Genomic DNA, 11,754 nt, shown 5'->3' with positions numbered 1-11,754 from the left:
GTCCCTCCCTCCCGCACGGTCCGGGACATTGTGCGCGAGACTGTGCGGCGACGCCGCGCCCACCCCGGGCGCTCGGCCCACGACGTCAGCGACAACAGGCTGCCTGGCAGCTGCTCAAGACCCGGAGGATGGACGTGCTCGAGTTCGACGTGCTGGTGGAGATCCCGAAGGGCGAGCGCAACAAGTACGAGCTCGACCACGAGACCGGCCGGATGCGCCTGGACCGGATGCTGTTCACCTCGACGCAGTACCCGACCGACTACGGTTACATCGAGGGCACCCTCGGTCTCGACGGCGACCCGCTCGACGCGATGGTGCTGCTGCAGGCCCCGACCTTCCCGGGTTGCCTGATCCGCTGCCGCGCGATCGGCATGTTCCGGATGACCGACGAGGCCGGCGGCGACGACAAGGTGCTGTGCGTCCCCGCCACCGACCCGCGCCAGGAGCACATCCGCGACATCGCGCACGTGCCGAAGTTCGACCGCCTGGAGATCCAGCACTTCTTCGAGGTCTACAAGGACCTCGAGCCCGGCAAGTCCGTCGAGGGCGCCGACTGGGTCGGCCGCACCGAGGCCGAGGCCGAGGTCCGCGCGTCGTTCGAGCGGCTCAAGGAGCACGGCGGCCACTGAGGCCTCGGCTGCGGTGGTGGCAGATTCTCCGGTTAACCGGAGGATCTCCCACTTCTGCGACGGAATTCCCCGCCAGGAGTGGGAGTTCCGTGCCATGAGTCGCGCCCCCATTCGGGGCCCGGCGTCCGGGAACCGCCCACAGGCGCGGCAACGCCGCCGACCGTCCACAGCCGCGCCGCGCCCCGTGGCGACCGGCTGACCGACGACGCACGCTGACGCACGTGTCCGCCACCCACGACCATCCCGTCAGCCAGCTCTGCGACCCCTGGGGCATCCTCCTGCGCCGCGACGCCGTCGAGATGGGAGTGGACGACAAGGCGCTCGCCCGCTTGACCCACGCCGGCGTCCTCGTCCGCCTGCGCCAGGGCGCCTACTGCCTGCGCTCGACCTACCAGGCCGCCGACGAGGCCGGGCGTCACCTCCTGCTCTGCCGCGCCGCCCTCCTGCAGTACGCCGACCACGTCTGCCTCTCCCACGCGAGCAGCTGCCTGGCGCAGGGCGGGCCGGCGTACGGTTCCGACCTCCTGCGCGCCCACCTCACGCACCTGCACGGCGGCGGCCGCAACGGCGCCCGCATCTCCCGCCACGTCGGCGGGTGCCGCGTGGGGGAGGTACGGCGCTGGCACGGCTGGTGGGTCACGACGCCGGCCCGTGCGGTGGTCGAGGTGGCGTGCGCGGACGGCGTCGGGGCCGGGCTGGTGCAGGCCAACCACTTCCTCCGCGCCGGCCTGCTCCTGCCCGACGAGCTCGCCCAGCAAGCCGACGCAGCGCTGCGCTGGCCGGGCTCGCTGCGCCTGCACCCCGTCCTGCACCTCGCCGACGGGCGGCTCGAGTCCGTGGGCGAGACGCTCACGTCGCTGCTCGTCTTCCGAGCCGGGCTGCCGCGCCCCGAGCCCCAGTGGGAGGTTCGCGACCACGACGGGACGCTGCTGGGTCGCGTCGACTTCGCCTGGCCGGAGCACCGCCTCATCGTCGAGTTCGACGGGCGGGAGAAGTACCTGCACCACCGGCGCGAGGGCGAGTCGATCTCCGACGCGGTGGCGCGCGAGAAGCGGCGCGAGGACCTCATCCGCGAGGTGACGGGGTGGCGGTTCGTCCGGCTGACGTGGGCCGACCTGCAGACCCCCGCACGAACGGCGGAGCGCATCCGGCGGGCTCTGGCTGCGCCCGCGGCGCCGGCGGCCTGAGCGACTCCTGACGGGGAACTCCCACTCCTGGTGGGGAGTTCCCCGTCAGGAGTGGGAGATTCTCCGCTTAACCGGAGATTTTGCCCGCCGCCGGCCGGCTCAGCCGGCCTTCACGCCCCGGACGTACCCGATCGCGCCGGAGCGCTCGAGGGTGGCGTCGGGGAGGCCCTGGGCGGCGAGCCAGGCGAGGACCTCGGGGCCGGTGGCCGACGGGCCGAGCAGCCCGGAGAGCCGGCCGACCCGCCGCATGGGCTCGTGCAGGAGTCCGGTGTCGTTGAGCACGGCACTGCCCAGCAGGACGCCGCCGGGCGCGAGCACCCGGGTCATCTCGACGACCGCGCGGGCGGGGTCAGGGAAGCAGTGCAGCCCGGTGAAGGTGACGACCATGTCGAACGAGCCGTCGTCGAAGGGCAGGTCGCCGACGTCGGCCAGCCGGGTCTGCACCTGGTCGGCGACGCCGCGCCGCCGGGCGGCCCGCTCGGTGCGGTCGAGCATCGCCTGGGCGATGTCGGCCGCGACGTACTCCAGTCCCTGGCCGCGGCCGACCCCGCGCAGCGCGACCCCACCGCCGCACGGCACGTCGAGCACGCGGGCGCCGGCCGGGAGGCGACGGATCTCGTCGGTCGCGGCGTACAGGCGCTGCAGGTCGCTCTGGATGCCGAAGCGCCACAGCAGGCCGCCCGCCCGCGGGTGCTCGACCGACCAGTCGTAGACGTGGGCCCAGGCCGGGTCCTCGCTCCAGCCGCCCAGCCCGGGGATCCTCACGCCAGCCTCCTGGTGAAGTCGTCGGCCGCCGACGCGACCGCGGCCAGGATGTCGGGCGCCACCGACCAGTCCCCCGTGCTGCTCAAGGCGTGGTCGACGCCGGGCAGCTCGAGCACCGTGACCGACGGGCCCGCCAGGTCGCCGGCGACCTCGGCGTCGTGCAGCGGGTCGGCGGCGCCGCAGACGAGCAGCTGCGGCGCCGGGTTGGCGCGGACGCCCGCCACCACCGCGGCGTCGCGCAGCAGCGGGGTGACCCAGACCGCGGGCCACCCCCGCTCCCCCGCGTACGACGCCGCGCGGGTGCCCAGGGACTTGCCGACGACGAGGTCGCAGCCGTCGGGGGTCGCCTCGGCCAGCCGGCCGGTGACGAAGGCGTCGGGGTCGGCCGGCAGGTCGGCGGGGTCGGGGAAGGACCAGGCGACCGGCGCGACGGCGTACCCGTGGCGGGCGACGACGTCGAGGACGGCCGCGAGCGCGGGGCCGGTGACCGGGTAGGCGCGACCCGGGAGGGCCACCGCCGTCCGGCTCACCACGCCCTCACGACGGGCTCACGACGAGACCGGCTCCCGGGAGGCGGGCTCGGGCGAGACCAGCTCGGGCGAGCGCAGCACCTCGGGCGGCACGGCCAGGCCGTCGACGAGGTCGCCGGCGATCGGCCGGATCTTGCGGCACAGCGACCCGATCTCGCGGCTGATGGCCTTGCTGCGCTGGGAGGTGAGGCGGCCGTGCTCCATGTACCAGGCGCGGTCGGACTCGATGCCGACGAGCGCGTGCAGGTCGCAGAGCAGGTTGAGCGCGGTCTTGAGGTCGCCGTCGGGCAGGGCGGCGGTCTTCTCGACGAACGCCTCCAGCACCAGCCGCTCCATGTGGGCGCGGGCGGCGGCGATGACGTGGTCCTGCACGCGGGAGAACACCACGCCGGGGTTCATGCCGTTGTCGATGCCGCGCTTGAGCCGCCGCGCGACGCCGGCGAGGGTGTGCTCCTCGCGAAAGCGGTACATCGCCAGCTGGTAGTCCGGGTCGAGCAGCCCGGCGTCCTGGTCCCACTTGCCCCCGCCGGCGGCCGAGGCGCCCGGGAGGACGTCGCGCACCCGCTCGAGGAGCTTGTGCACGTTGGTCTTCTCGATGACCGTCTCCACGGCGAGGCCGGCGACGAAGCGCACCAACCCGAGCTGGTCCATCTCCTCGAACTCGCTCGAGTACGCCGTCAGCAGGCCCTTGGCGACCAGCTGCAGCAGGACGTGGTTGTCACCCTCGAAGGTCGTGAAGACGTCGGTGTCGGCCTTGAGCGCGGCGAACCGGTTGACCGCGAGGTAGCCGGCGCCGCCGCACGCCTCGCGGCACTCCTGGATGGTGCGGGTGGCGTGCCAGGTGCCGAGCGCCTTGGTGCCGGCGGCCCGCGACTCCAGCTCGCGGCGGGCCAGGTCGGGGTCGGCCCCGGGCGCGAGGGTGCCGGAGAAGACGTCGTGCACCTGCGCGGCCACGACCTCCTGCGCGAAGTGCAGGGCGTAGGTGCGGGCGAGCAGCGGGAAGAGGCGCCGCTGGTGCATGCCGTAGTCGAGGAGCAGCTCCTCCTCCTCGCTGGAGGCCTCGAACTGGCGGCGGTGCTCGGCGTACTTCACCGCGAGCGTGATGGCCACCTTCGAGGCGTTGATGCCGGCGCCGCCGACGCACACCCGACCCTGGACCAGGGTGCCGAGCATGGTGAAGAAGCGCTTGTTGGGGTTGTCGATGTCGCTGGTGTAGTCGCCCTCGGGCGTGACGTCGGCGAACCGGTTGAGCAGCGCCTCGCGCGGCACCCGCACGCCGTCGAACCACAGCCGGCCGTTGTCGACGCCGTTGAGGCCCATCTTGAGCCCGTCGTCCTCGATGCGGACACCGGTCGCGATGCCCCCGTCGACGCGGATCGGCACCAGGAACGCGTGGACGCCACGGTCCTCGCCGCCCACCACGAGGCGGGCGAAGACCGCCGCCATCGTGCCGTGGGCGGCGGCGTTGCCGATGTAGTCCTTCCAGGCGTCGGGCCGGGTCGAGGTGATCTCGAACTCCTGCGTCTCCGGGTCGTAGGTCGCCACCGTGCCGAGCGCCTGGACGTTGCTGCCGTGCCCGGTCTCGGTCATGGCGAAGCAGCCGAGCAGGCGGCCGCTGACGATGTCGGCCAGGTAGGCGTCGTGGTGGCGCTTCGTGCCCAGCTGGAGCACCGCGCCGCCGAACAGCCCGAACTGCACCCCGACCTTGACCAGGACCGACAGGTCGCCCAGGGCCAGGGTCTCGAAGGCCGCCAGGGAGGCGCCGATGTCACCGCCGCCGCCGTGCTCGGTGGGGAAGCCCATGCCGGTCTGGCCCGTGCCGGCCATCTCGACCACGATGTCGCGCACCCGGTCACGGAACTCGGCCGAGGTCATCCGCTCTGCGTCCTCGAGGACCGAGGCGTGCTCGGCCAGCTGGTCGCGGACCAGCTGCCGGACCTCGGCGTACTTCCCGTCCAGGAGCGCGGTCAGCGCGGGCACGTCGACCTGCGGCTGGACGTAGCCGTCCCTGCGCGGTGCAGGGGTCGGCTGCCGGTCGTCGGGCCCGGGGGCCTGCGAGACGGGTGGGGCCACGGTGTCGCTCGCCATGTACTCGACGGTAGCCAGGGCGCGCGGCCCGCACCATCCCCGTTCGGGCTGGCCCGGGTGGCTGTCCGGGTGGCTGTCCGGGTGGCTGTCCGGGTGGCTGTCCGGGTGGCTGTCCAGGTGGCTACGGCCGGGCGTAGAAGTCGGGCGGGATCCAGTAGTCGATGGACTCCTCGACGACCGGGCGACCCGTGCGGGGGGCGTGGATGATCATGCCGCCGCCGGCGTACAGCGCGACGTGGTAGATCGACGACGGGCTGCTGGAGTCGCCCCAGAAGACGAGGTCGCCGGGGCGGAGGTCGGACCGGCTGATCGGGGTCGACTGCTCGTGCTGGGCGACGGAGTAGTGGGGCAGCGAGCGGCCCGCCGCCGCCCAGGCGCCCTGGGTGAGGCCGGAGCAGTCCCACGCGTCGGGGCCGGCCGCGCCCCAGCGGTAGGGCTCGCCGAGCTGGGCCCGGGCGAAGGCGATGGCCTCCGCCGCGCCGCCGGCCGGGGCCGGCGGGGCCGGGTCGGGCTCGGGCTCGGGGTCCGGCTCCGGGTCCGGCGCGGGCTCGGGCTCGGGGTCCTGGGTCGGTGCGGGGTCCGGCTGGGGGTCCTGGGTCGGTGCGGGGTCCTGCGTGGCCGGGGGCGCCGGAGTGGCCGGCGCCTGCGCCTCCGCCTGTGCCTCCGCCTGTGCCTCCGCCTGGGCCTCCGCCTGGGCCTCCGCCTCGGCCTGGGCCTCCCGCTCGGCGGCGGCCCGCGCAGCCGCAGCGCGCTCGGCAGCGGCGCGGCGCTCGAGCCCGGCCTGGCGGCGAGCGGCGAGGTCGGTGCTGACGCCCTGCAGGCGGGCGAGCTCGGCGATGAGCCCGTCGCGACGCACGGCGGTGGCGGCGGCCTCGCCGGCGGCAGCACTCGCGGCCGCCGCGGCCTCGTCGCGGGCGGTGCGGGACGCCTCGGCCGCCGCGGCGGCGTCCCGCTCGGCGCGCTCGGCGCGGCCGCGGGCCGTGGTGGCGGCGTCCTCGGCGCGGGTGAGCTCGGCGCCGCGCTGGGCCAGCGCCTGCTGGCCGGTGCGCACGGTGGCGAGCCGGTCGACGAGGTCGCCGAGACCGGAGGACTCCCCGATCGAGGCGAGCGCGGCCAGGTCGCTGGTCGAGGTGTAGGACGAGACGGCCGAGTGGCGGTAGACCGTGCGCAGCCGGTCGGCCTCGGCGACGGCCGCCGTCTCGGCGGTGCGTGCGGCCTCGGCCTCGTCTGCGGCCACCTCGGCGGCGTACCGGGCCCCGTTGAAGGCCTCGGCCGCCTTGGCCGCGGCGACCTGCGCGGCCTCGGCCCGGGCCTGGGCGTCGGCGAGGTCGGCCCGCACGGCGCTGACGTCGCGCGCGCCGGACTCGGCGGCGGCCTGCGCCCGGCGTACGTCGCCCGGGCTCGGCAGCGGCTCGTCGTCGGCGGCGGCCAGCGGGGCCAGAGAGGCCAGCCCGCTGCACAGCAGGGTCGTGACGGCGGTGGCGGCCAGGGCGGCGCGGACAGGCCGCAGGGGCAACACGAGTCTCACGAGTCACAACCGAAACAGAAGTTCGCAGAAGTCACAACCCGTACGGCGTGTCGACTTGACAGACTACACCCGTGTAATTCGTTCCTCCCGCGGCGTGACCGCGTCGGCGGCCGAGGCGTCGCCGCGCGCGCGGGCCCGGTGCCGGTCGAACCGCTGCCCGGTCGCGAGGCCGCCGAGGTAGAAGGAGACGAGCGCGATCGTGATGCCGGCGACGTCGTCGGCGAGGTAGTGCCAGCCGAAGTAGATGGTCGCGATGACGGTGAGGCCGAAGTTGGTCCAGAACACCCGCTTGACCCACAGGCTGCGCACGGTGAACTGCACCATGAGCGCCCACAGCAGCGTGATGCCGCAGTGCAGGCTGGCGAACCCGGCCACCGAGTTGACGATGCCCTCGACGCTGCTGCCGTCGTAGGAGCCGTTGATGACGGTGTCGCGGCTCTTGCGCAGCGAGGCGATGAGCGTGGTCGTGCCGGTGCGCGTGAGGTCGGTGTAGCCCGAGGCGTAGTGGAACGCCGGGCCGAGCGTCGGCAGCGCGTAGTAGGACGCGGTGCCGATCGCCCAGGCGAAGCACTGGGAGACCACGAACCAGTAGCCGAAGGAGATGCGCCGCGACCAGACGATCCAGGCCATGACCAGCAGCGGGACCATGGGCACGAAGAGCAGGTAGATCGTCGAGAGCACGTGTGCGGCGACGGTGGTGCCCAGCACGTCGTGCAGCACCGGGCCGGGGTGGCGGCCGAAGAACAACAGCCGGTCGAGGCCGTTGAGCTCGCGGTCGAACATCTGCGAGGGGTCACTGAAGTCGCGCACGAACGGCAGCGCCGACTTGAGGTTGCGGTAGCCGACGTAGGTCACGTAGAAGCAGGTCACGCCGGTGACGACCAGGACGACGCGCTCCCGGGTCCAGTGGGTGCGCAGCCGCTCCTTGACGACCGGCAGCATCGCGCTGCGGCGCAGCCGGGAGTGGTAGAGCATCCGTGGCACGAGGTCGAGGGCCACGCACAGCAGCAGGAGCAGCGGCAGCCGGATCCAGGAGGGTCCGAGGAAGGATCCCTCGGGGTCGAGCAGGGGCTGGTCGTAGCGCCGCGCGATGACGAACGCGAGGAGTCCGGTGGTCGCCGCGACGCCGATGGCGACGAGCATGGCGCGGCGGTGCACCGACCCAGTCTAGGGACCGTCGCTGACCACGGCCGTGCGCGCCGGGTCGACGGCCAGCGCGACGGCGTCGCCGGGCGCGGCGGCCGCACCCGGACCGGCCACGGCGTCGACCTCGCCGACGCCCTCGACGTCGACCACGAGGCGCACCTGGTCGGGCGTGGCCCGGGCCGAGCGCACGGTCCCGGCGAGTGGGCCGGCGGGGTCGAGCGCCAGCGCCGAGCGTCGTACGGCGACGGGGCCGGCGCCCGGGGTGCCGGCGGCGGCGAGCACCCGGGCCGCGGCGGGGCCGGTGAGCACGCGGGCGTACCCGAGGAACAGCGCGGTGTCGGGGTCGGCCGGGTGCGCCCAGACGTCGGCGATCGGGCCCTGCTGCACGACGCGGCCGGCCCGCATGACGACGAGCCGGTCGGCCAGCGCGAAGGCCTCCTCCTGGTCGTGGGTGACGACGAGCGTGGTGGTGCCGGCGGCGCGCAGGATGCCGTGCAGGTCGGCGGCGAGGCGCTCGCGCAGGCCGGCGTCGAGGGCGGAGAGGGGCTCGTCGAGGAGCAGCAGCCGCGGGTCGGCGGCCAGCGACCGGGCCAGCGCGACCCGTTGGCGCTCGCCGCCGGACAGGGTGCCGGGGAGGCGGTCGGCGTACCCGGTGAGGCCGACGAGGTCGAGCAGCTCGGCCACCCGCTCGGCCACGCCCCGGGCGCGGCGGAGGCGGAGCGGGTAGGCGACGTTGCGGGCGACGGTGAGGTGGCCGAAGAGCTGGCCGTCCTGGAACATCAGCGCGAAGCCGCGCTTGTGGGTGGGCACGCCCGCGAGGTCGCGGCCCTCCCAGGCGACCGTGCCGCGGGTGGGCTGCTCGAGGCCGGCGACGGTGCGCAGCAGGGTGGACTTGCCGCAGCCGGAGGGCCCCAGCACCGCCACCACCGCGCCGTCGGGCACCTCGACGGTGGCGTCGACGACGGCCGGCGTGCCGTCGTACGCGACGTCGACGTGGGCGAGGCTCAGCACGTCACCACGCTCCCAGGGCGGGCACGCGGAGGCGCTCGACGAGGAGCAGGACCGCCGCCGTGGTGAGGGCGAGGACGACCGAGGCGGCCAGGGCCGTGCCGTAGGTGAGCTCGCCGGGGCGCCCGATGAGCCGGAAGATGACCACCGGCAGGGTGGGCCGGTCGTCGCGGGCCAGGAACGACGTCGCGCCGAACTCCCCCAGCGAGACCGCGAAGGCGAACCCGGCCGCGGCCAGCAGCGGCCGCCACAGCACGGGCAGGTCGACGGTGAGCACGGTCCGCAGCGGGCCCGCGCCGAGGGAGGCCGCGGCCTGGCGCTGGCGGTCGTCGACGCCGGCCAGCACCGGCACCAGGGTGCGCACCACCAGCGGCAGCGCCACCAGCGCCTGGGCGACCGGGACCAGGAGCGGCGAGGCGCCGAGGCTCAGCGGCGGGCGGTCGAGGGTGATGAGGAAGCCGAAGCCGAGGGTCACCGCCGAGACGCCCAGCGGCAGCATGAAGAAGCCGTCGAGCCCGGCCCGCAGGCGGCGCTCGGCGCGGGTGCGCGAGCGGCGGGTGACGGTGACCGCGACGAGGAGGCCGAGGAGCAGCGACATCCAGGTGGCGTCGACGGCGGTGCGCAGGGAGTTGGCCAGGGCCTCGGTGACGGGGACGACGAGCGTGCCGTCGGCGGTCGACCCCAGCGCGCGGTAGAAGGCCAGCGTCCAGCGGTCGTCGGTGCGCAGCGACCCGACGACCAGCGTCGCCACCGGTGTGGCCGCGGCGGCCAGCAGCAGCGCGGTCACGGCGAGCAGGGGCAGGTCGGCCGCGCGGGGGCGGGCCGGTCGGGCCACCGACCGCGCGACCTGCGGGTCGGCGACCGTGCGCGCACGGCCGGCGACCGCGAGCAGGCCGACCACGACGACGAGCTGCAGCACCGACAGGGCGGCCGCCGCCGGCAGGTCGAGCAGCTCGACGGTGAGCAGGTAGATCTCGGTCTCGACCGAGGCGTAGCGGCTGCCGCCCAGGGTGAGCACGACCCCGAACGCGGTCGCACAGAACAGGAACACCACGCTCGCCGACGACACCACCGCGGGCCGCAGCGCCGGGAAGGTGACCGTGCGGAACACCGTCCACGGCCCGGCGCCCAGCGCCGCCGCGGCCTCAGCCGGGCGCCGGTCCAGCCCCTCCCAGGTCGCGCCCACGGTGCGGATGACCACGGCGACGTTGAAGAACACCAGCGCGGCCACGATCGCCGCCGGCGTGCCGTCGAGGCCGAGCCCGCCCAGCGGACCGCCCTCGCGCAGCAGCTGCCGGAACGCCACCCCGACCACCACGGTCGGCAGCACGAACGGCACCAGCAGCAGCCCCCGCACCAGCCCGCGGCCGGGGAACCGCAGCCGGTGCAGCACGTGCGCCGCCGGCAGGCCGAGCGCCACCGCGGCGGCCGTGGCGACCGTCGAGGTCCACACCGTGAACCACAGCACCCGACCCGTGCGCGGCCGGGTCAGCACCTCGCCCACGGCGCCCGGGTCGAACCGGCCGTCGGGCCAGAACCCGCGGTCGAGCATCCCGGCCACCGGGAGCACGAAGAAGACGCCGAGGACCGCGACCGGCAGGGCCGCCAGGCCGAGCAGCGCCGCGGTCCTGCGGGTCATCGGGTGCTCACCGGGTGCTCACCGGGTGACGATGTCGTTCCAGGTGCGCAGCCACTCCTCGCGCCGGTCGGCGACCTCCTGGGGGTCGACGGCCAGCGGCTCGGCCGGCCGCTCGGCGTACCGGGACCACTCGGCGGGCAGCTCGACGCCGTCGGCCACCGGGAAGACGTACATGCTCTCCGGCAGGGCGGCCTGCACCTCCGGGCTCTGCAGCCACGCGACGACCTGCGCCGCGCCCTCGGGGTTGGCCGCGCCGGCCAGCACGCCGGCGTACTCGACCTGGAGGAAGCAGGTGTCGAGCAGCGCCTTCGTGGTGCTGGTGTCGCTGCCCTCGGGCACGGTGAACGCCGGGCTCGAGTCGTACGACGTCACGATCGGCTTGTCGCCCTCGCCGCCGCCCTGGGTGAACGCGACCTGGTAGGCGTCGGTCCAGTCGCTGGCGATCTCGGCGCCGTTGTCCACGAGGTCCTGCCAGTACTGCGGCCAGTCGTCGCCGTACGCGGCGACGGTGGCGAGCAGGAAGGCCAGGCCGGGCGAGCTGGTCGCGGCCGAGGGCGTGACGAACAGGCCCTCGTACTCCGGCTTGGTGAGGTCGTCGAGGGAGGCCGGCGGCTCGAGGTCGCGCTCGGCGAACCAGGTGGTGTCGACGTTGACGCACACGTTGCCGTCGTCGACCGGTGCGAGGAGGCGCTCGTCGTCGCCCGGCAGCGCGAACTGCTCCGCCCCCGCCGGCCACTCCACTTCGGCCGGCGCGAACACGCCCTCGTCGAGGGCGCGGCTCGCGAAGGCGTTGTCGACGCCGTACACGACGTCGCCGGCGGGCGCGTCCTTGGTCAGCACGAGCCGGTTGGTCACCTCGCCCGCGTCGCCGTTGCTGCGGACGTCGAGCGTGAGGCCGGTGTCGGCCTCGAAGTCGCCGATCAGCTCCTCGGGCAGGCTGAACGAGCCGTGGGTGAGCAGCACGACCGTCGTCGGCGCCTCCCCCTCGACCCCGCCCCCGGACCCGCCGCCCTGACCGCCGTCACCGCCACCGGCCAGGCTGCAGGACGCGGTCAGCAGGACCGTCGCCGCCAGCGCGGCACCGCGCGCACACCTCATCTGGACTCCCTTCGCCGGTGCTAGCCGGAGCAGGTTCGGAGGGTCTGCGGCTCGCCCGCACTCTCAGCACGCTGTCGTGCTCCCCTGTCTGTGGGGCCAGCGTAGTCCGCGGCGTGACGGGCCCCGACCCGGGGAG

10 protein-coding genes and 1 riboswitch are annotated in these 11,754 nt (G+C 74.8%); of the genes, 2 read left to right on the top strand and 8 right to left on the bottom strand.

Going from position 1 to position 11,754, the window contains the following annotated elements; genetic code table 11:
• Positions 1 to 128: 128 nt before the first annotated feature.
• On the top strand, positions 129 to 629 hold the full coding sequence (locus FJQ57_RS17120) for an inorganic diphosphatase (RefSeq protein ID WP_139982664.1): 501 nt from the start codon (positions 129 to 131) through the stop codon (positions 627 to 629).
• Positions 630 to 850: 221 nt separating this feature from the next.
• Positions 851 to 1,816 carry a type IV toxin-antitoxin system AbiEi family antitoxin domain-containing protein gene (locus tag FJQ57_RS17115; RefSeq protein WP_139982662.1) on the top strand — a complete coding sequence of 322 codons (966 nt, stop codon included), beginning with the start codon at positions 851 to 853 and terminating at the stop codon, positions 1,814 to 1,816.
• Positions 1,817 to 1,915: 99 nt separating this feature from the next.
• On the opposite strand, the gene FJQ57_RS17110 is transcribed toward FJQ57_RS17115, so the two are convergent.
• The 8 genes from FJQ57_RS17110 to FJQ57_RS17075 form a co-directional block, all read right to left on the bottom strand.
• Entirely contained in the window at positions 1,916 to 2,581 is a 666-nt protein-coding gene (locus FJQ57_RS17110; protein ID WP_139982660.1) for a class I SAM-dependent methyltransferase, read from the bottom strand.
• Positions 2,578 to 3,096, bottom strand: coding sequence for an alpha/beta hydrolase (locus FJQ57_RS17105; RefSeq protein WP_139982658.1), 519 nt, complete (start codon positions 3,094 to 3,096; stop codon positions 2,578 to 2,580). The genes FJQ57_RS17110 and FJQ57_RS17105 overlap by 4 nt, the downstream gene beginning before the upstream one ends.
• A 33-nt stretch (positions 3,097 to 3,129) precedes the next feature.
• Positions 3,130 to 5,199: an acyl-CoA dehydrogenase family protein gene (locus FJQ57_RS17100; protein ID WP_139982656.1), complete on the bottom strand. Its 2,070-nt coding sequence runs from the start codon at positions 5,197 to 5,199 to the stop codon at positions 3,130 to 3,132.
• 121 nt (positions 5,200 to 5,320) lie between these two features.
• On the bottom strand, positions 5,321 to 6,715 hold the full coding sequence (locus FJQ57_RS23060; protein ID WP_139982654.1) for a C40 family peptidase: 1,395 nt from the start codon (positions 6,713 to 6,715) through the stop codon (positions 5,321 to 5,323).
• Between the two features lie 75 nt (positions 6,716 to 6,790).
• Entirely contained in the window at positions 6,791 to 7,885 is a 1,095-nt protein-coding gene (locus tag FJQ57_RS17090; RefSeq protein WP_246081873.1) for a phosphatase PAP2 family protein, read from the bottom strand.
• 9 nt (positions 7,886 to 7,894) lie between these two features.
• Positions 7,895 to 8,884 carry an ABC transporter ATP-binding protein gene (locus tag FJQ57_RS17085; protein ID WP_139982652.1) on the bottom strand — a complete coding sequence of 330 codons (990 nt, stop codon included), beginning with the start codon at positions 8,882 to 8,884 and terminating at the stop codon, positions 7,895 to 7,897.
• Between the two features lies 1 nt (position 8,885).
• Positions 8,886 to 10,520 carry an ABC transporter permease gene (locus FJQ57_RS17080; RefSeq protein WP_139982650.1) on the bottom strand — a complete coding sequence of 545 codons (1,635 nt, stop codon included), beginning with the start codon at positions 10,518 to 10,520 and terminating at the stop codon, positions 8,886 to 8,888.
• Between the two features lie 18 nt (positions 10,521 to 10,538).
• Positions 10,539 to 11,618, bottom strand: coding sequence for a thiamine ABC transporter substrate-binding protein (locus tag FJQ57_RS17075; RefSeq protein ID WP_139982648.1), 1,080 nt, complete (start codon positions 11,616 to 11,618; stop codon positions 10,539 to 10,541).
• Positions 11,608 to 11,714: riboswitch (TPP riboswitch) on the bottom strand. Its footprint overlaps the gene before it by 11 nt.
• Between the last annotated feature and the right edge of the window lie 40 nt (positions 11,715 to 11,754).

The sequence above is a fragment of the Nocardioides litoris genome (assembly GCF_006346315.1).
Taxonomy (GTDB): domain Bacteria; phylum Actinomycetota; class Actinomycetes; order Propionibacteriales; family Nocardioidaceae; genus Nocardioides; species Nocardioides litoris.
This window is presented reverse-complemented; position numbering and strand designations above follow the sequence as displayed.